The sequence below is a fragment of the Halomonas sp. HK25 genome (assembly GCF_047795635.1).
In the GTDB taxonomy this organism is placed as follows: domain Bacteria; phylum Pseudomonadota; class Gammaproteobacteria; order Pseudomonadales; family Halomonadaceae; genus Halomonas.
This window is the reverse complement of sequence record NZ_CP181044.1, coordinates 2,535,467-2,558,318: the sequence shown is the minus strand read 5'-3', so window position 1 is coordinate 2,558,318 and position 22,852 is coordinate 2,535,467. Positions and strand designations below refer to the sequence as shown.

General features: G+C 70.1%; 21 protein-coding genes. 15 read left to right on the top strand and 6 right to left on the bottom strand.

Annotated elements, in window-relative coordinates:
- Positions 1-208 precede the first annotated feature (208 nt).
- The gene (locus ACM26W_RS12220) at positions 209-1,942 is read left to right on the top strand and encodes a protein kinase domain-containing protein (protein WP_416137266.1); all 1,734 of its coding nucleotides are present in this window, start codon (positions 209-211) and stop codon (positions 1,940-1,942) included.
- Between the two features lie 130 nt (positions 1,943-2,072).
- On the opposite strand, the gene ACM26W_RS12215 is transcribed toward ACM26W_RS12220, so the two are convergent.
- Positions 2,073-3,329: a 6-phosphofructokinase gene (locus ACM26W_RS12215; RefSeq protein WP_416137265.1), complete on the bottom strand. Its 1,257-nt coding sequence runs from the start codon at positions 3,327-3,329 to the stop codon at positions 2,073-2,075.
- A gap of 312 nt (positions 3,330-3,641) precedes the next feature.
- On the opposite strand from ACM26W_RS12215, the gene mpl reads away from it, so the two are divergent.
- Together mpl and ACM26W_RS12205 are read left to right on the top strand one after the other, a co-directional pair.
- Positions 3,642-5,048 (top strand): UDP-N-acetylmuramate:L-alanyl-gamma-D-glutamyl-meso-diaminopimelate ligase, encoded by a 1,407-nt coding sequence (gene mpl / locus ACM26W_RS12210; RefSeq protein ID WP_416137264.1) that lies wholly within the window; start codon positions 3,642-3,644, stop codon positions 5,046-5,048.
- A complete protein-coding gene (locus ACM26W_RS12205) occupies positions 5,041-5,682 on the top strand; it encodes a flavin prenyltransferase UbiX (RefSeq protein WP_416137263.1) in 642 nt (213 codons plus the stop codon). Before mpl ends, ACM26W_RS12205 begins: the two co-directional genes overlap by 8 nt.
- A gap of 2 nt (positions 5,683-5,684) precedes the next feature.
- On the opposite strand, the gene ACM26W_RS12200 is transcribed toward ACM26W_RS12205, so the two are convergent.
- The 3 genes from ACM26W_RS12200 to ACM26W_RS12190 are packed head-to-tail and all read right to left on the bottom strand — an operon-like array spanning position 5,685 to position 8,925.
- On the bottom strand, positions 5,685-7,094 hold the full coding sequence (locus tag ACM26W_RS12200) for a bifunctional DedA family/phosphatase PAP2 family protein (RefSeq protein ID WP_416137262.1): 1,410 nt from the start codon (positions 7,092-7,094) through the stop codon (positions 5,685-5,687).
- 41 nt (positions 7,095-7,135) lie between these two features.
- Positions 7,136-8,062: a diguanylate cyclase domain-containing protein gene (locus ACM26W_RS12195; RefSeq protein WP_416137261.1), complete on the bottom strand. Its 927-nt coding sequence runs from the start codon at positions 8,060-8,062 to the stop codon at positions 7,136-7,138.
- The gene (locus ACM26W_RS12190) at positions 7,948-8,925 is read right to left on the bottom strand and encodes a hypothetical protein (protein ID WP_416137260.1); all 978 of its coding nucleotides are present in this window, start codon (positions 8,923-8,925) and stop codon (positions 7,948-7,950) included. The genes ACM26W_RS12195 and ACM26W_RS12190 overlap by 115 nt, the downstream gene beginning before the upstream one ends.
- 105 nt (positions 8,926-9,030) lie before the next feature.
- Here ACM26W_RS12190 and ACM26W_RS12185 point away from each other — a divergent pair, with 105 nt between their 5' ends.
- The 11 genes from ACM26W_RS12185 (at position 9,031) to lipB (ending at position 19,539) form a co-directional block, all read left to right on the top strand.
- Positions 9,031-10,323 (top strand): glutamate-5-semialdehyde dehydrogenase, encoded by a 1,293-nt coding sequence (locus ACM26W_RS12185; RefSeq protein ID WP_416137259.1) that lies wholly within the window; start codon positions 9,031-9,033, stop codon positions 10,321-10,323.
- A 65-nt stretch (positions 10,324-10,388) separates the two neighbouring features.
- Positions 10,389-11,015: a nicotinate-nucleotide adenylyltransferase gene (gene nadD / locus ACM26W_RS12180; protein WP_416140878.1), complete on the top strand. Its 627-nt coding sequence runs from the start codon at positions 10,389-10,391 to the stop codon at positions 11,013-11,015.
- Between the two features lie 91 nt (positions 11,016-11,106).
- A complete protein-coding gene (gene rsfS / locus ACM26W_RS12175) occupies positions 11,107-11,472 on the top strand; it encodes a ribosome silencing factor (RefSeq protein ID WP_416137258.1) in 366 nt (121 codons plus the stop codon).
- Entirely contained in the window at positions 11,469-11,936 is a 468-nt protein-coding gene (gene rlmH, locus ACM26W_RS12170; RefSeq protein WP_416137257.1) for a 23S rRNA (pseudouridine(1915)-N(3))-methyltransferase RlmH, read from the top strand. Before rsfS ends, rlmH begins: the two co-directional genes overlap by 4 nt.
- Positions 11,937-11,963: 27 nt before the next feature.
- On the top strand, positions 11,964-13,871 hold the full coding sequence (gene mrdA, locus ACM26W_RS12165) for a penicillin-binding protein 2 (RefSeq protein WP_416137256.1): 1,908 nt from the start codon (positions 11,964-11,966) through the stop codon (positions 13,869-13,871).
- 3 nt (positions 13,872-13,874) lie between these two features.
- The gene (rodA, locus tag ACM26W_RS12160; RefSeq protein ID WP_416137255.1) at positions 13,875-15,035 is read left to right on the top strand and encodes a rod shape-determining protein RodA; all 1,161 of its coding nucleotides are present in this window, start codon (positions 13,875-13,877) and stop codon (positions 15,033-15,035) included.
- A gap of 43 nt (positions 15,036-15,078) precedes the next feature.
- On the top strand, positions 15,079-16,137 hold the full coding sequence (mltB, locus tag ACM26W_RS12155) for a lytic murein transglycosylase B (RefSeq protein WP_416137254.1): 1,059 nt from the start codon (positions 15,079-15,081) through the stop codon (positions 16,135-16,137).
- Complete coding sequence (locus ACM26W_RS12150) at positions 16,134-17,195, top strand: septal ring lytic transglycosylase RlpA family protein (RefSeq protein ID WP_416137253.1); 1,062 nt, start codon at positions 16,134-16,136, stop codon at positions 17,193-17,195. The genes mltB and ACM26W_RS12150 overlap by 4 nt, the downstream gene beginning before the upstream one ends.
- A 111-nt stretch (positions 17,196-17,306) precedes the next feature.
- On the top strand, positions 17,307-18,458 hold the full coding sequence (locus ACM26W_RS12145) for a D-alanyl-D-alanine carboxypeptidase family protein (protein ID WP_416140877.1): 1,152 nt from the start codon (positions 17,307-17,309) through the stop codon (positions 18,456-18,458).
- A gap of 68 nt (positions 18,459-18,526) precedes the next feature.
- Positions 18,527-18,838, top strand: a complete 312-nt coding sequence (locus ACM26W_RS12140) for a YbeD family protein (protein ID WP_416137252.1) — start codon at positions 18,527-18,529, stop codon at positions 18,836-18,838.
- Entirely contained in the window at positions 18,838-19,539 is a 702-nt protein-coding gene (gene lipB, locus ACM26W_RS12135; RefSeq protein WP_416137251.1) for a lipoyl(octanoyl) transferase LipB, read from the top strand. The genes ACM26W_RS12140 and lipB overlap by 1 nt, the downstream gene beginning before the upstream one ends.
- On the opposite strand, the gene lipA is transcribed toward lipB, so the two are convergent.
- Complete coding sequence (gene lipA / locus ACM26W_RS12130) at positions 19,526-20,581, bottom strand: lipoyl synthase (protein WP_416137250.1); 1,056 nt, start codon at positions 20,579-20,581, stop codon at positions 19,526-19,528. The genes lipB and lipA overlap by 14 nt on opposite strands.
- A 187-nt stretch (positions 20,582-20,768) precedes the next feature.
- On the bottom strand, positions 20,769-21,752 hold the full coding sequence (locus ACM26W_RS12125) for a LysR family transcriptional regulator (RefSeq protein WP_416137249.1): 984 nt from the start codon (positions 21,750-21,752) through the stop codon (positions 20,769-20,771).
- 100 nt (positions 21,753-21,852) lie between these two features.
- On the opposite strand from ACM26W_RS12125, the gene ACM26W_RS12120 reads away from it, so the two are divergent.
- Complete coding sequence (locus ACM26W_RS12120) at positions 21,853-22,800, top strand: hypothetical protein (RefSeq protein WP_416137248.1); 948 nt, start codon at positions 21,853-21,855, stop codon at positions 22,798-22,800.
- The last annotated feature ends 52 nt before the right edge of the window (positions 22,801-22,852 follow it).

Sequence of the window (22,852 nt, the reverse complement as noted above, 5' to 3'; positions counted from 1 at the left end):
GGAAGTATACGAAGCCGGCGCGGGGATTACCAATGCGACATAGGTGTCGCGACCTGGGTGCCAAGCCCTGGGCAAGATGCTGCGGCTATGGTTGACACTACGCTGGGGCGTCGGGAGTGTATCATGTGCGCCGGCGGGGTTCGCCGGCTGCCGACCAGAACAGCACGCGGCCCCAGAGAAGAGCGACACGGCGGTCAAGGAGAAGCCTTTGGGATCTGCGCAGCTGTCATTGAGTTACGGCCAGGCGTTCGTGGCGCCGGACCGGCGCTACCACCGCAGCTCCATGTCGGTGCGCCAGCCGCAGGACGGGCAGCTCAATGCCAAGGGCGCCTGCGCGGTGATCAGCGACTCCACCCAGCGCAACTCCATGGCCAAGCAGGCCGGCGACCTCAGCGTGCGTGGCTTCCTGGCTGACTACTACTCGACCCCCGACCACTGGGACGTCAAGATCTCGGCCACCCGGGTGCTGCGGGCGCTGAATGGCTGGTGCTACAGCCAGAGCCAGTGTGTGGCCGAGGGGAGCTATGTCTCGTCAATGTCGGCGATGATCTATCGGGGGCGCAGTGCGCACCTCTTCCATCTCGGCGATACCTTGGTGTTTCGTCTGCGCGGCGCCGAGTTCGAGCAGCTCAGCCGCGATCACGTCACCGACCTGGGCGGTTACCGCTATCCCTCCCGGGCGCTGGGCATGGATGGCAGCATCGACATCGACTACGCCCAGTTCCCGGTCAAGCAGGGCGACATCTTCCTGTTCACCACCCAGGCGGTACTGGGCACCCTGATGCCGTCGGAGTACGTTCAGCTGATTCGCCAGGATGCCAGCGATCTCAACGCCGCCTGCGATCGCCTGGCCGCGGCGGCGGTGCAGCGGGCCCAGGCCCGTGGCTACGGCGCCGAGCAGTTCTGCTTCCAGCTGGTTCGCATCGACGAGTTGCCCGACGAGCAGCCCGACCACCCCGGCCGCGCCTATGGCGATCTGCCGATTCCGCCTGAGCTCTCGCCCGGGGATCGCCTGGACGGCCTGGAGGTCAAGGCGGTGCTGTCGCGCACCGCCCAGTCGCGGGTCTATCGGGTTCGCGACGTGATCACCGAGCGGGAAATGGTGATGAAGGCGCCCAGCCCCGAGCTCTCCAACCGCAACGCCTACCTGGAGCACTTCCTGCTCCAGCAGTGGGTAGTGGAGCGGGTCAAGTCGCCCTTCGTGGTGCGAATCATGGAGTCCTCCCGGCCGCGGCGCTACCTCTACTACCTGATGGCCTATATCGAGGGGGAGACCCTGATCGAGTGGGCCCGGCGTCATCCCCAGGCAAGCCTGGTGCAGCGCCTGGATATCGCCAACCAGCTCGGCAAGGCGATTCAGGCATTGCACCATCGCGATATCCTGCATCAGCAGGTACACCCCGGCAACGTGATGATCGACCGCCACGGCCAGGTGGTGCTGACCGACTTCAGCGCCTGCCGGGCCCGCGAGGGAGGCGGCCATCGCGATGCCCGGGAGCTGCTGCGCCAGGTGGGGTTGACCGAGCACAGCGCCCCCGAGTACGCCCTGGACGACTCGGTCGGCCGGCGCAGCGACCAGTACTCCTATGCCTCCACCGTCTACTGGCTGCTCACCGGGGAGCTGCCTTACGAGCTCGCGCCCAACCGCCTGCGCAGCCACACCGACCTGGAGCAGCTGGCCTACCGCGGCGCACGGACCCGCAACCCCGAGGTGCCGCCGGCCCTGGACGAGGCGCTGCGCCGCGCCCTGGAGCCTCAGCGCTCGCTGCGCTACCGCCGCATGTCGGAGTTCCTGCGACAGCTGCGCCTGCCCCTTGCGTCGGAGCGCCGCGATGCCGCCCCGCGCAGAGGCGGTCGCTTCTTCCGCGACCCTGGCCACTTCTGGCAGGGCGTGGCCGGCATACTGCTGCTGCTGCTGATACTCACCTGGCTGCTGAGGTAAGCACCCAGCGGCAAGCGCCGAGCTGCTCGGTGTCGGGCGGCAGATGCCGAGAACGAGAAACCCCGCCGGAGGCGACTCCGACGGGGTTTCCTGGTTGACGTCACGGCTGGCAGCGGGCTGCGCACGGCGCCTAGAGCGTGAATGTCGGTAGCTTGCGCTCCACCCGATGAAGGGCCAGCTTGGCCACCTTGGGCAGGCCGTTCTCGAAGGGCGGGAAGTCCTCGCCCTGGATCAGCGGCGACAGGTATTGGCGGCACGCCTCGGTGATGCCGAAGCCGTCCTCGCGGATGTATTCCTTGGGCATGAACTTCTCGCGGTTGGCGACCTCTGCCAGCGGCGCCGGTTCGATGGTCCAGGCGTAGGGCGTGTCGGAGACCCGCTTGATGGCCGGCATCATCGAATTCTTGCCCGCCAGTGCCAGCTCCACCGCCTTCTCGCCCACCGCGTAGGCCTGCTCCACGTCGGTCTTCGAGGCCAGGTGGCGGGCGGCGCGCTGTAGGTAGTCGGCCACCGCCCAGTGATACTTGTAGCCCAGGTCCTGCTTGACCATGCCGGCCAGGGTCGGCGCCACGCCGCCCAGCTGGCGGTGGCCGAAGGCGTCGGTGTTGCCGGAGTCGGCCAGGAAGGTGCCGTCCTCGTAGCGGGCGCCCTCGGAGACCACGATCACGCAGTAGCCGTACTTCTTCACCGCCTCGTCGACCCTGGCCATCACCGCCTCGCGGTTGAAGGCCACCTCGGGGAAGATGATCAGGTGGGGCGGCTCCCCTTCGCCGTTGCCGGCCAGGGCGCCTGCGGCGGCGATCCAGCCGGCGTGGCGCCCCATCACCTCGAGCACGAACACCTTGGTGGAGGTGGCGCACATGGAGGCGATGTCCAGGGAAGCTTCCAGGGTGGAGGTGGCGATGTACTTGGCCACGCTGCCGAAGCCCGGCGAGTTGTCGGTGATGGGCAGGTCGTTGTCCACGGTCTTGGGCACGTGGATGGCGGTGAGCGCATAGCCGAGCTTCTCGGAGAGCTGGGAGACCTTGAGGCAGGTGTCGGCGCTGTCGCCGCCGCCGTTGTAGAAGAAGTAGCGGATATCGTGGGCGCGGAACACCTCGATCAGCCGCTCGTACTGGGCGCGGTGGGTCTCGATGTCCTTGAGCTTGTAGCGACAGGAGCCGAAGGCACCCCCCGGGGTGTGGCGCAGCGCGGCGATCGCCTCGTCGGATTCCTGGCTGACGTCGATCAGGTCCTCGGTGAGGGCGCCGATGATACCGTTGTGGCCGGCGTAGACCTTGCCGATCCGGTCAGGGTGACGCCGGCAGGTCTCGATCACGGCGCAGGCGCTGGCGTTGATCACGGCGGTGACGCCGCCGGACTGGGCGTAGAAGGCATTATGGGCCATGGCGCTGTTCCTGCTCCTGGTCGCTACTGTTCGGGAATGGGGTGACGAAAGTCGGAGGATTCTAGCCGAAAGCGGCCGAGGCTGCACCCGGCGCCCCTTGCCATTGGCGATCCTGATCGGCTCATGCAGGGCTATCGCAGTTACCGATGTCGTGTCAGCGAAAGGCGCCGGAACAGCCTTGAGCGATGCTGCCATCAATGTTAGCCCTGTCGGCGCCTGCCGGGCGCTGGAGGGCCTTCTGGCGCCATGCTAGTCTCGCCACACCCTGCCGCGGTGGGATGCCGCGGCGCAAGTCGGCAGTCAGGAGAGCGCATGCACGTCCATATCCTCGGTATCTGCGGCACCTTCATGGGCAGCCTGGCGCTGCTGGCCCGGGAGCTGGGTCATGCCGTCAGCGGCTCGGACGCGGGGGTCTATCCGCCCATGAGCACCCAGCTCGAGGAGGCCGGTATCGCGCTGTGCGAGGGCTATGCCCCGGCCAACCTCGCGCCGCGCCCGGATCTGGTGGTCATCGGCAACGCGCTCTCCCGGGGCAACCCGGAGGTGGAGGCGGTGCTCGATCTCGGCCTGCCCTATGTCTCCGGCCCCCAGTGGCTGGCGGAGCAGGTGCTGCCCGGGCGGCGGGTGATCGCTGTGGCGGGCACCCACGGCAAGACCACCACGGCGAGCCTGGTGGCCTGGCTGCTGGAGTCCGCGGGCCAGGCGCCGGGCTTTCTGATCGGCGGGGTGCCGCGCAATTTTGGCGTCTCGGCGCGCCTCGGTGCGCCGGGTGGCCCCTTCGTGGTGGAGGCCGACGAGTACGATACTGCCTTCTTCGACAAGCGCTCCAAGTTCGTCCACTACCGGCCCGAGATCGCGGTGTTGGGCAATCTGGAATTCGACCATGCCGACATCTTTCCCGATCTGGCCGCCATCGAACGGCAGTTCCACCACTTGGTGCGCACCGTGCCGGGCCGGGGGCGGTTGCTGGTGGCCGACGCCGAGCCGGCCCTGGACCGGGTGCTGGCCATGGGGGCCTGGACGCCGGTGGCCCGCTTCGGCAGCGCGGCAGAGAGCCCCTGGCGGTTCGAGCTCGAACGTGACGATGCCTCGCGCTTCCAGGTCATCCATCAAGAGGACATTCAGCAGGAGGGTCAGGGAGAGCGGCACATCGACGAGGACGCCGTGGTGGACTGGCCGCTGACCGGCGCCTACAACGCCCGCAACGCCCTGGCGGCGCTGGCCGCCGCCCACGCCTGCGGGGTCGATCTCGCCCGGGCGGCGGCGGCCCTGTCGCGTTTCGAGACCCCGCGGCGCCGACAGGAGTTGCGCGGCGAGGTGGCCGGCATCCAGGTGATCGACGACTTCGCCCATCACCCCACAGCCATCGCCGCCACCCTGGAGGGGCTGCGCGCCGCCACTGCCCGGGGCCGCCTGCTGGCGGTGATCGAGCCGCGCTCCAATACCATGCGGCTGGGTAGCCTGCGCGAGCGTCTGGCCGAGTGCGTGGCCGCCGCCGATGTGGCCTTCTGGTACCAGCCTCCGGGGCTGGACTGGTCGCTTGACCCGGTGCTCGCGGCGAGCCCGGTGCCGGCGCGCCTGGAGCAGGACCTCGACGCCCTGGTGGCGGCGCTGGTGGCCGAGGCGCGGCCCTATGATCGCATTGTGGTGATGTCCAACGGCGGCTTCGGCGGCATTCACGAGCGCCTGCTGGCCGGCCTGGAGGTGGCCCATGGCTGAGGCATCCCCCGGTCCGGCGGCGACCCCGTTCGGCCCCCCGGTGACGGTGGCGCTCACCGGCGCCTCCGGCGCCCAGTACGGTCTGCGGCTGATCGAGGCCCTGGTGGCCGCCGAGCGCGAGGTGTGGGTGATGATCTCCAAGGCGGCGCATCTGGTGATCGCCACCGAGACCGACACCGAGCTGCCGGCGCGGCCCGAGCGGCTGGCCGAAGCGTTGGTTGCGCGCAGCGGGGCCCGGCCCGGCCAGATTCGCTGCTTCGGCCGCGAGGACTGGATGGCGCCGGTGGCTTCGGGCTCCGGCGCACCCTCCGCCATGGTGATCTGTCCCTGCTCCACCGGCACCCTCTCGGCGGTGGCCACCGGGGCCAGCAACAACCTCATCGAGCGCGCCGCCGATGTGGCCCTGAAGGAGCGTCGCCAGCTGGTCCTGGTGCTGCGGGAGACGCCCCTCTCGGCGATCCACCTGGAGCACATGCTGGCCCTGAGCCGGCTGGGGGCGGTGGTCCTGCCCGCGGCGCCGGGCTTCTACCACCAGCCCACCACGATCGATGACCTGGTCGACTTCATCGTCGCGCGCATCCTCAACCAGCTGGGCATCGAGCATCGCCTGATGCCGCGCTGGGGCGAGCCCTAGCCCTAGACCGGCGGCAGCCAGGCGATGCGCGCGGCCACCAGCACCAGCGACCCCGCGGCCAGCCGGGCCCAGGGGCAGGGGGCGAGCGGGGCGCGAGGCCTGGCCTGCCAGGCGAGCTGCACCAGGGCGCAGACCACCAGGCCCAGCAGGGCACCGCCCACCAGGTCGCTGAACCAGTGCACGCCGATTGCCAGCCGCGACAGCGCCATGATCATGGCGAACAGGATGGCGCCCCAGTAGACCCAGTGGCGCTGCTGATGGGGCAGCTCACGGGCGATGAAGGCGGCGGCGAGCCCGGCCACCACCACCGCCGTGGAGGCGTGGGCGCTGGGGTAGGCCATGGAGCCGGTGAGGTAGTCCGGCGTGCCCGGGCGGGGGCGGTCGAAGAAGACCTTGCCCCAGGTGTTGAGCAGGGCGATCAGGCCGAGCCCGCCGCCGATATGGGCGAAGGCGTCGAGTCGCCGCCGCCACAGCAGCCAGCCCCCCCAGGGCAGCACCAGGGCCAGCACGCCAAAGGTGTCACCCACCCGCGCCAGGGCCTGGCTCGCCGCCTCCAGCCAGGGGGTGGTCAGATAGGCGAAGAGCGCCTGCAGGCGCGCATCCATCACCAGCGGGCCATCGGCGCCGTGCTGGATCACCATCAGCGTCCATCCCGAGACACCGCCCAGCGACAGGATCAGCAGCAGCCAGCTGGCCAGCGGCACCTCGCCCCGGGCGCCGGCGCTCTGAGACAGCCACAAACGGCGCATCACCGGGTGGCGTCGGGCGCCGACGGCGAGCAGGCGATAGAGCCGCCCGCTGCGGCCGACCTGGTGGCGCAGCCAGGAGAACACCACCGCCAGCGCCACCAGGATGGCGGCCAGGGCCACCAGCAGCGGCTGGGCGCCCTCGGGGACGGCGAGCAGCTGTTGCCAGGTGCGCCCCAGCAGATAGCCCGGCAGCACGTAGGCGGGAGCCCACAGCGCCGCCGAGGCGAGATTGGCCCAGGTGAAGGCGCGCGGCGACATCCTGAGCATCCCGGCGATCAGCGGTACCATCGGGCGAACCGGGCCCACGAAACGCCCGAAGAAGACCGACAGGGTGCCGTAGCGCTGGAAGAAGCGCGCGCCCCGGGCGAGCCATTCGGGGTGGCGTGACAGTGGCCACAGCCGGGTGACCCGCTGGTGCTGTGTGTAGCCCAGCCAGAAGCTGACCCAGTCGCCGATCACCGCGCCGATAAAGGCCGCCAGCATGATGGCGGGTAGCGCCAGCTCCTGATGGCCCGCCAGGGAGGCGGCGGCGGTGATCAGCACCACCCCGGGCACCAGCAGGCCGACCAGCGCCAGGGATTCGACCAGGGCGATGGCCGCGATGATCAGCAACAGCAGGGTGGGAGAGGGCGTCAGCTGGTAGAGGGCATCGGCAAGGTTCAAGGAAGACTCCGTGTCGGTCTGGCCTGGGGTCGGGCAGGGAATCAGGATTCGGCGTGTCGCTGGGCGGCGGTCTGCAATCGCTGGATGAAGCGTGGCGGCGATTCGCCCCGCCCCAGATGACAGTCGGTCAGGCGCGACTCCACCGAGCCGGTGTCCAGTAGCACCTTGCGATGCATCGACTCCTCCAGGCGCTGGCGCACCAGCAGCGCCCCGTTTTCGCTGGTGTCGGGCAGCACCAGCCAGAAATCGGCCTCGCCCTCGCGCCCCAGCAGGTCGTGGTCGCGGCTGTGCTGCGCCACGGTATCGCACAGCGCCTTGAGCAGGGCACTGCGGGCGGCCGGGCCGAACTGCTCGCCGGCCATCTCCAGCTGCGGCAGGTGGATGACCAGCACTGCCAGGCGCTGGTCGAGCAGCTCGGCGCGCTCGCACTCGCTGTGCAGGCGGTCGTGCAGGGCGCTGCGTCGTATGGCATCGCACTCTTCGTCCAGCGGGTCGGTGGCCTGCAGCAGGGCCCGCTGATGGAGGATCTCCCAGGGGGCCAGGCCGGCCGCCATCACCAGGCTCAGGTAGCCCAGTGCCAGGTCCAGGTCGAGCAGGCTCTCGCCCAGCAGCAGCCAGACCGGGGCCAGGGTGAGGTTGAGCAGCATGGCCGGCCCCAGCGGCAGCAGCAGCAGGGTCAGCACCGGTGGCAGGCCCAGCCAGAAGGGCGCCAGTGTCGACTGCGCGGGGAGCTCCACGGCCACCACCAGATAGCCGCACACCAGCACCAGATAGGCCGAGAGCCGGGCGGTCTCCTGCTGGCCGAGGCGCATCAGGGCGGCGGTGATCAGCAGCGGGGCAAGCAGCGCCGGCATCAGGATGCGGCCGTAGTCGGCGACCAGGTAGAACCAGGCGGCCTGGCCGACCAGCAACAGGGCGGCGAGGGCGTAGAGACCGGCGTGCAGCCTGGCGTGCTGAAGCTCAGCCATGCTCCCCCCCCCCACTGCGCGTCCGCCGTCCCGACCTGGCGCTCCAGCGCCCGGCACTCATCGGCCAACGAGACGACCCGGGCCAGCGGCGTGGCGCGGAGTCGCTGGACGGGCCCCAACTGGGCCAGCAGGTCGGCACGACGCCGTTCGGCCTGGTCGGCATCCGGAGAGAGCAGCAGGGCGGCCAGGGTGTGGCCGTCGAGTCGGTAGCAGTGCTCGAAGCTGCGGGTCAGGGCGCATAGCCGCTGGGCCTGGGGCCAGAAGCGTTGGCGTCCGATCCGCAGCAGCAGCAGTTCGCCATACACCCCGTCGCGATTGACGCGGGCCCGCTCCCGGGTCAGGTCCCGGCCCAGCTGGGCGCGGGGCCAAAGCCGCAGGCCGGGGACCAGGTGAGCGCGACGGCGCGCCACGCCGCGCAGCGGTGCCAGGTCCCGGGAGCGAGAGAGTCCCAGCAGCAGCAGCGCCGCCAGTACCGCGCCGGCGAACGCCGCCTGCTCCGGCGGCATGGCGCTGGCCAGCCATCCCCAGGAGAGCGCGGCCAGCAGCAGGTTGAGCGCGGACATCCAGGCCGGCTGGGGGAGCATGACGAGCGCCGCCCAGGCCCACAGCCACAGCGGGAAGCGCTCGGGAGAGGTGAACAGCAGGGCGGTCAGCAGCAGACTGGGCAGCAGCTGCCAGGGCACCATGGCCGGGCGACGGTGGCTGAACTCCACCAGCGCCGCCGAGACGGCCAGCCAGCCGGCGGCCATCCACAGCAGCAGGGCCTCGGTCAGGTTCGCCGAGGCCGGCGCCATCAGCGCCGGCAGCAGGGCGGCCAGCAGCAGGTTGAGGCGCAGCAGGCCGACTTTGTACTTGCTCTGCATGGTGGCTTACTATGGCTCCCTTTCCAGAATTCGCGTGGCCTGGCCGCGCCAGTATAACGCGGTGGCCGGTCCCTCTGGCCACGCCCACAGGAGACCCCTTTCGGCATGTCAGCACAAGTCATCTCCACCGACGAGGCGATCCGGGACGTCGAGGCCTACATGACCGGCCTCGGTCAGGCGGCCCGCCAGGCCGCTGCGGCCATGCGTCGTGCCACCAGCGGTGCCAAGAACGCTGCCCTGCTGGCCATTGCGGCACGCCTGGAGGCACGCCGCGAGGCGATCGCCGCGGCCAACGCCGAGGACATGGCCCGCGGCCGGGCCGGGGGGCTCGACGCTGCCCTGCTCGACCGCCTGGAACTCACCCCGGCGCGCATCGATGCCATGATCGAGGGGCTGCATCAGGTGGCGGCACTGCCCGACCCGGTCGGCGAGATCGACGGGCTGCGCTTTCGGCCGAGCGGCATCCAGGTGGGGCAGATGCGCGTGCCGCTGGGCGTGATCGGTATCATCTACGAGTCGCGGCCCAACGTCACCGTGGAGGCCGCCAGCCTGTGCCTCAAGTCCGGCAACGCGGCGATCCTGCGCGGCGGCAGCGAGGCGAGTGGCTCCAACGCCGCCATCGCCGCCTGTATCCGCGACGGCCTGGCCGACGCCGGGCTTCCCGAGGCGGCGGTGCAGGTGGTGGCCACCACCGACCGCGCCGCCGTGGGCCGTCTGATCGCCATGCCCGAGTTCGTCGACGTGATCATTCCCCGCGGCGGCAAGTCGCTGATCGAGCGAATCTCCCGCGAGGCCCGGGTGCCGGTGATCAAGCACCTGGACGGCGTCTGCCACGTCTACGTGGACGCCACCGCGGATCTCGACAAGGCCTTGGCCATCGCCGTCAACGCCAAGACGCACCGCTACGGCACCTGCAACACCATGGAGACCCTGCTGGTGGATGCGCCGGTGGCCGCGACCCTGCTGCCTCGCCTGGCCGCCGCCTATGCCGAGCACGGCGTCGAGCTGCGCGGCTGTGAGCGTACCCGGGCGATCCTGCCCGAGGCCGTCGCGGCCAGCGAGGAGGACTGGGGCGCCGAGTACCTGGCGCCGGTGCTGGCGGTGCGCGTGGTGGACGGCATCGAGGCCGCCATCGAGCATATCGAGCGCCACGGCTCCCACCACACCGACGCCATCGTCACCGACGACTACGGCCTGGCGCGGCGCTTCATGGCCGAGGTGGACTCCAGCTCGGTGATGGTCAACGCCTCCACCCGCTTCGCCGACGGCTTCGAGTATGGACTGGGCGCCGAGATCGGCATCTCCACCGACAAGCTCCACGCCCGCGGGCCGGTCGGCCTCGAGGGGCTGACCACCCGCAAGTACGTGGTGCTGGGCGACGGCCAGATCCGTCAGTGAGCGAGGGCACGCACCTGACGCTGCCGGCGGGGGAGGTCGACCCGCCCCGGCCGCATCGCCTCGCCATGCTCGGCGGCACCTTCGACCCGGTGCACCTCGGCCACCTGCGCAGCGCCGTGGAGCTTCGCGAGGCGCTCGAACTGGATCGGATCCACCTGATTCCGGCCAGCGTGCCGCCGTTGCGTGGCGAGCCGCGAGTCTCCCCGGAGCAGCGCCTGGCCCTGCTGCGCCTCGGCATCGGCGACACCCCCGGCCTGGTGGCCGATCCCCGGGAACTGCGCCGTGAAGGCCCCTCCTACAGCGCCGATACCCTGGCCTCGCTGCGTGAGGAGGTTGGCCCCGAGGCACGCCTGGTGATGGCGCTGGGCCACGACGCCTTCCTGCGCCTGGCCGACTGGCACGAGCCCGAGCGGCTGTTTGCCCTGGCTCACCTGGTGGTGATCGACCGGCCCGACTTCGAGGCGCCGCTGCCGGCGGCTCTCGTCGCGCTGATCGCAGGCCGCGAGGTGGATAACCCCGAGGCGCTGATGGCACGTCCCGCCGGCGGCCTGCTGCGCCTGGCGCTGCCCTCGCGCATGGCGATCTCGGCCACCGAGGTGCGCCGCCGCCTGGCCGGCGGCAAGAGCGTTCGCTACCTGCTCCCCGAAGCGGTGGAACGCCATCTGCTCGAGCACGGCCTCTATCGGCACTAGCCATCGGTCCTCACAACCCGGGAACGGGCGCTGCCAGCGGGCGGTCAACCCGGTACAATGGTCGATCAACGACATTCAGACAGAAGACCCTATGCAAACTGACGCACTCAAGACTCTGGCGATTGACGCGCTGGAGGATCTCAAGGCCAAGGACATCGCCCTGCTGGATGTCTCGCACCTGACCAGCGTGACCGACCTGATGGTCATCGCCAGCGGTACCTCCACCCGCCACGTGTCGGCCCTCGCCAATAGCGTGGTCCAGAAGGCCAAGGAAGCCGACCTCCAGCCGTTGGGCGTGGAGGGCGGCAGCGACTCCGACTGGGTGCTGGTCGACCTGGGTGACGTGGTCGTGCACGTGATGCTGCCGGAAACCCGCCAGCTCTATGACCTCGAGCGTCTGTGGGCCGACCTGCCCAGCGACACCGAGCGCAGCGAGGGCGAGGCCTCCGGCAGATGAGGGTCCGCCTGCTGGCGGTAGGCACCCGCATGCCCGCCTGGGTCAATGCGGGCGTCGAGGAGTACCGCAAGCGCCTGCCGCGGGACTTCGCCCTCGAGATCGAGGAGATCGCCCCCGGCCAGCGCGGCAAGAATGCCGACATTCCCCGCGCCATGGCCCAGGAGGCCGAGCGGATTCGCGCCCGGCTGCGCGGTGACGAGCATGTCGTGGCCCTGGAGGTGGGCGGCAAGCCGTGGAGCACCGAGCAGCTCGCCGAACAGGCCGATGCCTGGCGCCTCGCGGGGTGCGATGTGGCGCTGCTGGTGGGTGGCCCCGACGGCCTCGAGCCGGGGCTCTCCGTCGCCGCCGACCAGCGCTGGTCGCTGTCGCCGCTGACCCTGCCTCACCCGCTGGTGCGGATCCTGCTCGCCGAGCAGCTCTACCGCGCCTGGACCCTGATGGTGGGCCACCCCTACCACCGCTGACCGAGCCGCCGCCTGGCCGAGAGTGCGATGCGCAAGAATCGCGACAACCTCAAGAGCCCCCAGCAGGAGCTGCGCATCTTCCGGGTGCGTGCGCTGCTGGCCGTGGTGCTGGTGTTCGCCATGACCGGCCTGCTGATGGGGCGGCTGGCCTACCTTCAGGTGGTCCAGCACGAGGTCTACAGCACCCGCTCCGAGAATAACCGCGTGAGGGTCGAGCCGCTGCCGCCCACCCGGGGGCTTATCTATGACCGTAACGGCGTGCTGCTGGCCGAGAACCGGCCGACCTACAACCTCACCCTGGTGCGCGAGCGGGTTGATGACCTGGACGCTACCCTGGCGCTGCTGGTCGACCTGCTCGAGCTGCCCGACGAGGAGGCCGAGGCGTTCCGGCTGCGCTCCCGTCAGCGCCAGCGCCCCTTCCAGCCGGCGCTGTTGATGAGCGACCTCGATGAGAATCAGATCGCCCGGGTGTCAGTGAACCGGCATCTGCTGCCCGGCGTCGAGGTGGAGGCCCAGCTGCTGCGCTATTACCCGGATGCCGAGGTGATGGCCCACGCCCTGGGCTATGTGGGACGCATCAACGCCGAGGAGATGGTGACCCTGGACACCGGCCGCTACGCCGGCACCCACTTCATCGGCAAGACCGGCGCCGAGCGCTTCTACGAAGAAGAGCTGCACGGCCAGGCGGGACTGCGCAAGGTGGAGACCAACGCCCGCGGGCGGGTCCTGCGCGAGCTGGGGCGCACCGATCCGGTGCCGGGCCAGCACCTGACCCTGACTCTCGACAAGAAGATGCAGCGGTTGGCCTATGAACTGCTCGACGGCCGCCGGGGCGCCATCGTGGCCATCGCGCCGCAGACCGGCGAGATACTCGCGATGGTCTCGGCCCCGGGGTTCGACAGCAACCAGTTCGTCACCGGCATCGACGTGGCCTCCTACCGCGCGCTGCAGGAGAACCTCGACCTGCCGCTCTACAACCGCGCGATTCGCGGCCACTATCCGCCGGGCTCCACCATCAAGCCCTTCCTGGCCTTCGCCGGCCTGGCAGAAGGGGTGATCACCCCGGATCGGACCATCAACGACCCCGGCTTCTATCAGCTGCCCAACGACACTCGGCGCTACCGCAACTGGCTGCGCTGGGGGCATGGCCGGGTCGACATGGAGCGCTCCATCGCCGTCTCCAACAACACCTACTACTACTCCCTGGCCCACGAACTGGGTATCGACCGGCTCCACAAGAACATGAGCGCCTTCGGTTTCGGGCAGCGGGTGGGGCACGACGTCTTCGGCGAGAGTACGGCCCTGATGCCCTCGCGGGACTGGAAACGCGGTCGCTTCAACCAGCCCTGGTACCCGGGCGAGACCCTCTCGGTGGGCATCGGCCAGGGCTACTGGCAGGTCACGCCACTGCAGCTGGCCACCGCCACCGCGGTGCTGGCCAACCGCGGCCAGTGGGTCAAGCCACGCCTGGCCAGCCACATCGGTGACGCGCCGGTGCCCCAACGGGTGCCCCAGACCCCGGCGGACATCGTGATCCCCAACGACGCCTGGTGGGACCGGATCTTCTCCGGCATGGAAAAGGTGATGACCGGCCACGAAGGCACGGCGCGGCGCACCGGGGTGGGGCTCGAGTATGGCATGGCCGGCAAGTCCGGCACCGCCCAGGTCTTCTCGCTGGGCCAGGACCAGCGCTACAACGCCGCGGAGCTGGCCGAGCGTCTGCGCGACCACGCGCTGTTCATGGCCTTCGCGCCCACCGAGGACCCGCAGATCGCGGTATCGGTGATCGTCGAGAACGCCGGCGGCGGCAGTACCCACGCCGCCCACCTCGCCCGGGCCATGACCGATGCCTGGCTGCTCAGGGATCGTGAACCCGATGTGGAGGAGCTGCGCGAAGCAATGGAGGAAGACGATGGCCGAGTCGCGGGGAACTGAACCATGGGCATGATCGACCTGTCACGGTTGCTACGCCCCTACCCGGTCCGCGCTCCGGCCAGCGGGATCTCCCGGCGCCGCGGCCTCTGGGAGCGCCTCCACCTGGACCCCTGGCTGCTCGGCATGCTGCTGGCGCTGATGGCGGCGGGTCTGGTGGTGCTCTACAGCGCCAGCGGGCAGCGCATCGAGGCGGTCATCGCCCAAGGCATCCGCTTCGGGGTGGCACTGGTGGTGATGTTTGCCCTGGCCCAGCTGTCGCCGGTGACCCTGCTTCGCTGGGCGCTGCCGGTCTACGTGCTCGGCGTGCTGCTGCTGGTGGCGGTGGAGCTGTTCGGTGACGTCGGCATGGGCGCCCAGCGCTGGCTGGTGATCCCCGGCGTCATCCGCTTCCAGCCCTCCGAGATGATGAAATTGGCCGTGCCGCTGATGGCGGCCGCCTACCTGAGTCGCCAGGAGCTCCCGCCGCGGCTGCGCGACATCGCGGTGTGCGCCTTGCTGATCGGGCTGCCGGTCGTGCTGATCGCCAAGCAGCCCGACCTCGGCACCTCGCTGCTGGTGACCTCGGCGGCGGTGTTCGTGGTGCTGCTGGCGGGACTCTCCTGGCGCTTCATCGCCGCCCTGGCGGTGATCGCCGCCGCCGCGCTGCCGCTGCTGTGGATGACCCTGCACAACTACCAGCGCCAACGGGTGCTGACCTTTCTCGATCCCAACAGCGACCCCCTGGGGTCGGGCTGGAACATCATCCAGTCCACCACCGCCATCGGCAGCGGCGGGGTGTTCGGCAAGGGCTGGCTGCAGGGCACCCAGTCCCAGCTGGAGTTCCTGCCCGAACGGCATACCGACTTCATCGTCGCCGTGCTCGGCGAGGAGTTCGGCCTTGTCGGCATCGTGGCGATCCTGCTGCTCTACCTGCTGATCATCAGCCGTGGCCTGTGGCTCGCCGCCGGCGCCCAGGACACCTTCGGGCGCCTGGTGGCGGGCAGCATCATCCTCACCTTCTTCATCTACGTCTTCGTCAACGTGGGCATGGTCAGCGGCATCCTGCCGGTGGTTGGCGTGCCGCTGCCGCTGGTCAGCTACGGCGGCACCTCCAGCGTGACCTTGATGGCGGGTTTCGGTATTCTCATGGCCATTCACGCGCACCGCCGCTTGCTACCGCGCTAGGGCCGCCGCGGGCATCCGGTTGCCGAATCAGGGAGAGATCTGCATGTTACGGATTCGAAACCATGGCGTGAGGGCGCTGGTCGCGATGGCTGCCCTGGGCGTATCGATGAGCCCCCTGGCGGCGGACTTCGACCCGCGCAGCCACGCCGAGACGCGCCAGCTGGTCGAGGAGCTGGCCGGCGAGGGCATCGAGCGCGACTGGCTGGAGGCCGCCATGGCCTCCGCCGACTTCCAGCAGGGGGTGCTGGATGCCATGGCCGGTGCCGCCGAGCGTCGTCTGCGCTGGGACGAGTACCGCGCGATCTTCCTTCAGCCCGAACGCATCCACCGCGGCGTCACCTTCCTCGAGGTGCACCGGGATGCCTTCGAGCGGGCCGAGGCGGTGTATGGCGTGCCCGCGGAGGTGATCGCCGCCATCATCGGCGTCGAGACCAGCTACGGGCGCTTCACCGGTCGTCACCGGGTCATCGACTCGCTGGCCACCCTGGCCTTTCACCACCCGACCCGCGGCGGCTTCTTCCGCGGCGAGCTGGCCGCCTTCCTGGAAATCACCCACGAGCAGGGGGTCGAACCCGGCGAGCTCACGGGCTCCTACGCCGGCGCCATGGGCTATCCGCAGTTCATTCCCACCAGCTATCGCGCCTACGCCGTGGACTTCGACGACGACGGCCTCCGCGACCTCTGGACCAATCCGGTGGACGCCATCGGCAGCGTGGGCAACTACTTTGCCGAGCACGGCTGGCGCGCCGGCGAGCCGATCTATCACGACGCCGAGGGGCCCGCGACGCCGCCGTCCGGCATCGACTTCAACCGCGCGGCGCGCCCGCCGGCCGTCGCGGCGAGTGCCGTGGCCGAGGCCGGCATCACGGTGGCCGGCGAGCTCGACACCGACCGGCCGCTGCTGCCGGTCTCCCTGGAGGACGGCGAGGACCACTGGCGCTATGTGCTGGGCGACCACAACTTCTACGTGATCACCCGCTACAACCACAGCCATCTGTATGCCATGGCGGTCACCGAGCTGGCCGAGGCCATCGCCGCGGCCCGAGCGCTGGATGCCCACTGGCTGGATGCCGTCCATGCCAACGGGGAGGAGGGCCCATGAGCGCGCGGCTGTGGTGGCTGGCGGCGGCGGTGATGCTGGCAGGCTGCGCCGGTGGCGGCGGTCAGGCCCCGTCGTCGGAGTCCGGCGAGACGCGGGCTGCCTCCTCGGCGGCGCCCACCGGCGAGGGGGGGCGCTACGCCATGTCCGGCGACGCCTATCCGATGGATCCCCCCGACGTCAGCCGCATCCCCGATGCGGTGCCGCGGGTCGAGTCGCCTTCCCGGGGCGGCAACCGTCCCACCTACGAGGTGTGGGGCAAGACCTATCGGGTGCTGCCCGATGCCCGCGGCTATGCCCGCCAGGGCACGGCGTCCTGGTACGGCGAGAAGTTCCACGGCTACGCCACCTCCAATGGCGAAATCTACGACATGTACAAGATGAGCGCCGCCCACCGCTCGCTGCCGCTGCCCAGCTACGTGCGGGTCACCAACCAGGATAATGGCCGCTCGGCGATCGTGCGGGTCAACGACCGTGGCCCCTTCCACAACGATCGCGAGATCGACCTCTCCTACGCCGCCGCGGCGCGCCTGGACATCCTGGATCGCGGTACCGGCCGGGTGAAGGTGGAGGCCATCGACGTGGAGCAGTGGCTGGCCGAGAACGGCGGCGCCTCTCGCACCGATAACACGCGCAACGGTGCCGCCGGCGACGCGGTGACGCCGCCGGCCCGCCAGGTGGCGACCGCGGTCTCGAGCGCGTCCGCCCGGCCGAGGGCCGAGGCCCCCGCCTCGACGGCCAGCAGCGCCAGTGCCGGCCGCCCCGCGGAACGCCGCCCGACAGATGGCCGCCCCGCGGAACGCCGCCCGGCTGACGGCAGCCCCGCCGATGGCCGCCCCATCTTCTTACAGATTGCCGCCCTGGGCTCCGCCGAGAGCGCCCAGGCGCTGCAGGCCCGGCTCCAGGCCGAACTCTCCCGCCCGGTGCGCGTGTCGGTATCGACCGGCGTGCATCGGGTCCAGGTCGGTCCGCTGGCCAGCGCCGACCAGGTGGAGCCGGTGCGCGGCGAGCTGCGCCGGGCCGGCTTCGAACAGAGCTTTGTCGTCAACGGCGCCGACTGATCGGCGCCCCATTCCTTTCCCCCTGAGCGTTCCATGAGACCTGCCCCCATGAGTGAGTTGTTATTCCTTCGCCGCCTGCGGCTGATCCCGGCGATACTGGCCTGCCTGCTGATGGTATCGACCCTGGCCTCGGCCCAGAGCGTGCCGGTGCCCCAGCCCCAGCCGCAGATCATGATTCCCTCCTCGCCCCAGCTGGCCGCCAAGTCCTGGTTCCTGATGGATGCCGACAGCGGCCGGGTGCTGGTGGAGCACAACGCCGACGAGCGGCTGCCGCCGGCGAGCCTGACCAAGCTGATGACCGCCTACCTGGTAGAGCGCGAGCTGGACCGCGGCAATATCACCATGAACGACATGGTGCGTGTCAGCGAGAACGCCTGGCGCACCGGGGGCTCCAAGATGTTCATCGAGGTGGACACCCAGGTCTCCATCCGCGACCTGCTCTACGGCATCATCATCGCCTCCGGTAACGATGCCAGCGTGGCCGTGGCCGAGCACCTGGCGGGCGGTGAGGCGCCCTTTGCCGATCTGATGAACCAGCACGCCACCCGCCTGGGTCTGCACAACACCGGCTTCGCCAACGCCACCGGCCTGCCACATCCGGAGCAGTACTCCTCGGCCCGCGACATGGCGCTGCTCTCCCAGTACATCATCAACGACTACCCCGAGCACTACGCGATCTACGCCGAGAAGTACTTCACCTTCAATGATATCCGCCAGCCCAACCGCAACCGGCTGCTGTGGCGCGACCCCACCGTGGACGGCCTGAAGACCGGCTGGACCACCGAGGCGGGCTATGGCCTGGTGGCCTCCGCCAAGCGCGAGGACATGCGCCTGATTTCCGTGGTGATGGGCACCAGCTCCGAGGAGTCCCGCGCCCAGGAGACCCAGAAACTGCTGAGCTACGGTTTCCGCTACTTCGAGACCGTCAAGCTCTATGACGCCGGCTCGGTGCTCAGCACCCCCCGAGTGTGGGGCGGCGAGAGCAACCAGGTGCCGGTGGGCGTCGACGGCGACGTGATGATGACGGTGCCGCGGGCCCGCAACGAGGAGCTGACGGCCCGCCTGGATATCCAGAACGACCTGGCCGCGCCCGTCGAGGCCGGCCAGCGCGTCGGTACCCTGGCGGTGCGCCTCGGCGAGGAGGTGGTGGGCGAACACCCCTTAGTGGCCCTGGAGTCGGTGGAGGAGGGCGGCTTCGTCAAGAAGCTGGTCGATCAGGTCCGCCGCTTCTTCTCCAACCTGGTCGGCGGCTGGTTCGGCTAGGTCGTCGGTGGTCTCCGTCCGGCGGGTTGCGTAAAATGGGTCCATATCCGCAACCCGCTGGAATCCCCATGAACGACAAGTCCCTGCGCGATCTGCGCCAGCCCAGCCGGCCGGCCGCCGGCAAGCCGCCCAAGATCACCTTCCCCTGCCCCTACTCCCTCAAGGTGGTCGGCGATGCCGCCGAAGATTTCGCCGCCATGGTCTGTCAGATTGTCACTCGCCATGACCCGCACTTCGACGCCACCGACCTGCGGGTGGTGGACAGTCGCAACGGGCGCTACCAGTCGGTGCGCCTGACCATCCGCGCCACCGGCGAGGCCCAGCTCCGGGCCCTGTTCGACGAGCTCAAGGCGACCGGCCGCGTGCATATGGTGGTGTGATGGCAACAAGCCCCTCTCAGTCGCCCAGCCAACCGCAGGCGCTGCCGCCCATCGAGCTGCATCGTCTCGGCCGCCGGCCTTACGCGCCCGTGTGGCAGGCGATGCGCGACCTCACCGACAGCCGCGACGCCGACACGCCGGATCAGTTCTGGCTGGTGGAGCATGAGCCGGTGTTTACCCAGGGGCAGGCCGGCCGGCCGGAGCACCTGCTGATGCCCGGCGATATCCCGGTGGTGCAGACCGACCGCGGCGGCCAGGTGACCTATCACGGGCCCGGCCAGGTGGTGCTCTATCCACTGATCGACGTGCGCCGCTCACGCCTGGGCGTGCGGCACCTGGTGAGCGGGCTGGAGAATGCCGTGATCGCGCTGCTGGCGGAGCACGGCGTCGAGGCGCGGGCACGCCCCGATGCGCCGGGCGTCTATGTGGAGACGGGTGTCGGTGAGGCCAAGATCGCCTCGCTGGGGCTGCGCATCCGCCGCGGCGGCAGTTTTCACGGCGTGGCGCTGAACGTCGATGGCGATCTTTCCCCCTTCCTGCGCATCAATCCCTGTGGCTATGCCGGCATGGCGATGACGCGCCTGGCGGATCTGGTCGATCGGTGTCCGGGCGTCGACGCGCCTGGTGTGGCGGAGGTGGGTGAGCGCCTGGCAGAATGCCTGGCGCTCGAGCTGGGCAGGGAACTGGTCAGCCGACGTTGATGGCGTCGATGCGGTCGGGATCGGTCGCCTGGCCCGGCACCGCGGCCGGCGCGGCCAGGCCCAGGTTGTTCTTCTCGAACACCCGGTCGGCGCGGTAGCTGGAGCGCACCAGCGGCCCGGCGGCCACTTCCATGAAGCCCCTCTCCAGGCCGATCCGGCGATAGCGCTCGAACTCCTCGGGGGAGACCCAGCGCTCCACTTGCAGGTGGTTGCGGGTGGGGCGCAGGTACTGGCCCAGGGTGACGATATCCACGCCGATCTCGCGCAGGTCGTCGAAGGTGGCGAGTATTTCCTCGTCGCTCTCGCCCAGGCCCAGCATCAGGCTGGTCTTGGTCAGCACCTGGGGGCGGTGGCGCTTGGCATGGGCCAGCACGTCCAGGGTCTTGCGGTAGCCGGCGCGGGGGTCGCGCACTTTCCGGGTCAGGCGCTCCACGGTCTCGACGTTCTGGGCGAACACCTCGAGGCCGGAGTCGACCACCTGCTCGATGGCGGCATGGGCGCCGTCGAAGTCCGGCGTCAGCGCCTCCACGACCACCTCGGGGGTGTGGGTCTTGATGGCGCGGATGCAGGCCGCGTAGTGGGCGGCGCCGCCGTCGTCGAGGTCGTCGCGGTCCACCGAGGTGAGCACCACGTAGCGCAGGCCCATCAGCTCCACCGATTTCGCGGTGTTGGCCGGCTCCTCGGCGTCGAGCCAGCCCCCGGGGTTGCCGGTATCCACGGCGCAGAAGCGGCAGGCGCGGGTACACACCGAGCCCATCAGCATGATGGTGGCGGTACCGTTGCTCCAGCACTCGCCCATGTTGGGGCAGTGGGATTCGGCGCACACGGTGCTCAGGCGATGTTCGCTGACGTTGCGCTTGACGGCCTCGAAGCGCTCGCCGCCGGGAATCTGGGCGCGCAGCCACTTGGGCTTGCGGCCCGGGTCAGCGGCCTTGTCGGCCGGCTCGCGGCGCTGCTTGATGCCGTCCTTGATGGCGGCGAAGCCGTGTTCGGTGCGGAACTTCTCGCCGCTGGGGACATGTTTCGAGGTGCTGTCGCTCATGGGTGTGAGCCCCTTCGCTCGGCTCGCCCCGGGGGCCGGGGACGCTCTTCGCCGGCATCGTTGCCGGCAAGGGTCCCGGGCCGCTGGGCCGTGCTGCTGGTTACTGGGTATCGGCCCGACAATCTACCATAGTCGCGGAGCCTGGGCACCGCCGGGTGGGCGGCGATCGCTCCCGCGATGACCTGGCTCAGCTCGGTAGCGGCAGACACACCACGCCGTGGTTGGGCAGCGGACGGGGAGGCGCCTGGAAGTGGGCGTGGAACTCCGCCAGGTGCTCGCGCAAGAAACGCAGGAACAGCTCGGTGACAGGGGTGGGAAAGCGCTCGCGGGGGTAGACGGTGCACCAGGAGTGGCGCAGCGGAAAGTCGGGCAGGGTGAGCGTCTCGAGCAACCCCGCCGCCAGCTCCAGGCGCACCGCCAGGCGGGGCAGCACGGCCACCCCCAGCTGAGCCATCACGCCCTGCTTGACGGCCTCGTTGGTGCCCAGCTCGATGCGGTGGGCCAGGGTCACGTCCTGCTCGGTGGCCAACTCCTCGAAGGCACTGCGTACACCGGAGCCTGGCTCGCGCATCAGCACATAGTGGCGGGCGAAATCCTCCAGGGTCGGCGTGGCCGCCTGCAGCAGCGGGTGGCCGGGCCACACCAGGGGGATCATCTCGTTGTCGAGGATCGGCATGATCACCAGGTCGCGATCCTCGGGCACCCGGGCCATGATCACCAGGTCGTCGCGGTACTCTGCCAGGCGCTCCAGGGCCTGGCTGCGGTTGCACACCTTGAGGCGTACCTGAACGTTGGGAAAGTGGGCGCGGAAGCGCGCCAGCATATGCGGCACCACGTACTGGGCGGTGGAGACCGCCGCCAGGTTGAGCTCGCCGTGGATGGTGCCCGAGATGTCCGAGAGGGCCATCTGCAGCCGCGAGACCTGGCCGAAAATGGCGCGTACCGATGCCGCCAGGGCATCCGCCGCCGGCAGCACGTGAAGGGTCTTGCCGGCATACTTGAACAGCGGCTGGCCGAGGGCCTGCTCCAGCTGGCGGATCTGGGCGCTGACCGCGGGCTGGGTCAGCCCCAGCTGCTCCGCCGCTCGGGAGTAGGAGTGCTGGTCGTGGACCGCCTGGAACACCTGCAGCTGGCGGAACGTCAGCTTGTTGAGCAGCTTGGGAGTGGTCATGATCGCTTGCCGGATGGGCGTCGCCGGCCTCTTGTCGGTCAGAAATTCATGCTAGCACTGCCGGCCCCGCCGGGGCCATTGCCAAGGAGGCCACCGCCACGTGAGCATTTTCAGCCTTCCCGACCCGGGGGCGCCGCTGCCCCGGATCGCCCTGGCCGCCGTCGGGCTTGCCGGCCTGCGGGTGAGACAGGCCGCCGCCGAACTGGGCCTGGCGTGCCTGGGCGCCACCACCCCCGATGAGCCCGCCGAGGCGCTGGTAGCGCGCGCCCTCGCGGCCGGCTGCGCGGCGCTGCATCCCGGCGAGACCGACACCGGCCGTCAGCTCGCCCTGGCCAGGGCCTGCCGGGCCGGCGGACTCCCCTTCGTGGGGCCTCGCCTGGCGCTGATCGACGCCATGCAAGATGGCGTGGCGGCCCAGACCCTGCTGCGAGAGGCGGGGGTCCCGCTGGCCGAGGCGGGCGTGCCCGGCCGGCGGGTCGAGCTCGCGGTGCTCGGCGACCGCCTGGGCCGGGTGTGCTGGCTGGCGGTGCGGGAGTCTCTCGGCAGTGCCCTGGTGCGAGCCCCGGTGACCTGGCTGACACCTGAGCAGCGCGCCTATCTCGGCCAGCTCGCCGTTCAGGGGCTGTCCGGCCTCGGGCTCACAGGGCTGGTCACCCTGCGCTTTGCGCTGCAGGAGAATCGCCTGGGGTTCTGCGGCATGCGCCCCGGTCTGACCGGCCGGGAGGCGCTTGACGAGGCCCTCACCGGCCTGGACCCGGCGGTGGTCCAGCTGCGCCTGGCGGCCGGCGACCGACTGCGTGAGCGCCAGGCCGCCCTGGCGCCGCGCGGCCATGCCCTGCAGTGGCGCTGCGTTCCCGGTGCGACGGCCGGGATCAGCGGAGGGCCCGGCCTGCGCCTGGATCGCGCCCCCGAGACCGGGGGAGAGGCGCGCCTCACCGCCTGGGGGCGTACCCCCGAGGAGGCCCGGCGCCGCGGTCGGCGCGGCCTGCAGGAGCTGCTGGGGGCGAAGTGTGCCGCAGCGTTGCTGACCGGGCTTGACCCAGGATAGCGCCCTTTGGTGTAGAGTTTTCCCTCGCTGTAACGTCGAAACTACGTTATAT

Excerpts from the sequence above, each read along its gene's own strand:
- ACM26W_RS12215 (WP_416137265.1), bottom strand. The coding sequence starts at position 3,329 with ATGGCCCATAATGCCTTCTACGCCCAGTCCGGCGGCGTCACCGCCGTG.
- mpl (WP_416137264.1), top strand. The coding sequence starts at position 3,642 with ATGCACGTCCATATCCTCGGTATCTGCGGCACCTTCATGGGCAGCCTG.
- ACM26W_RS12205 (WP_416137263.1), top strand. The coding sequence starts at position 5,041 with ATGGCTGAGGCATCCCCCGGTCCGGCGGCGACCCCGTTCGGCCCCCCG.
- ACM26W_RS12195 (WP_416137261.1), bottom strand. The coding sequence starts at position 8,062 with ATGGCTGAGCTTCAGCACGCCAGGCTGCACGCCGGTCTCTACGCCCTC.
- ACM26W_RS12190 (WP_416137260.1), bottom strand. The coding sequence starts at position 8,925 with ATGCAGAGCAAGTACAAAGTCGGCCTGCTGCGCCTCAACCTGCTGCTG.
- ACM26W_RS12185 (WP_416137259.1), top strand. The coding sequence starts at position 9,031 with ATGTCAGCACAAGTCATCTCCACCGACGAGGCGATCCGGGACGTCGAG.
- nadD (WP_416140878.1), top strand. The coding sequence starts at position 10,389 with ATGCTCGGCGGCACCTTCGACCCGGTGCACCTCGGCCACCTGCGCAGC.
- rsfS (WP_416137258.1), top strand. The coding sequence starts at position 11,107 with ATGCAAACTGACGCACTCAAGACTCTGGCGATTGACGCGCTGGAGGAT.
- rlmH (WP_416137257.1), top strand. The coding sequence starts at position 11,469 with ATGAGGGTCCGCCTGCTGGCGGTAGGCACCCGCATGCCCGCCTGGGTC.
- mrdA (WP_416137256.1), top strand. The coding sequence starts at position 11,964 with ATGCGCAAGAATCGCGACAACCTCAAGAGCCCCCAGCAGGAGCTGCGC.
- rodA (WP_416137255.1), top strand. The coding sequence starts at position 13,875 with ATGGGCATGATCGACCTGTCACGGTTGCTACGCCCCTACCCGGTCCGC.
- mltB (WP_416137254.1), top strand. The coding sequence starts at position 15,079 with ATGTTACGGATTCGAAACCATGGCGTGAGGGCGCTGGTCGCGATGGCT.
- ACM26W_RS12150 (WP_416137253.1), top strand. The coding sequence starts at position 16,134 with ATGAGCGCGCGGCTGTGGTGGCTGGCGGCGGCGGTGATGCTGGCAGGC.
- ACM26W_RS12145 (WP_416140877.1), top strand. The coding sequence starts at position 17,307 with ATGGTATCGACCCTGGCCTCGGCCCAGAGCGTGCCGGTGCCCCAGCCC.
- ACM26W_RS12140 (WP_416137252.1), top strand. The coding sequence starts at position 18,527 with ATGAACGACAAGTCCCTGCGCGATCTGCGCCAGCCCAGCCGGCCGGCC.
- lipB (WP_416137251.1), top strand. The coding sequence starts at position 18,838 with ATGGCAACAAGCCCCTCTCAGTCGCCCAGCCAACCGCAGGCGCTGCCG.
- lipA (WP_416137250.1), bottom strand. The coding sequence starts at position 20,581 with ATGAGCGACAGCACCTCGAAACATGTCCCCAGCGGCGAGAAGTTCCGC.
- ACM26W_RS12125 (WP_416137249.1), bottom strand. The coding sequence starts at position 21,752 with ATGACCACTCCCAAGCTGCTCAACAAGCTGACGTTCCGCCAGCTGCAG.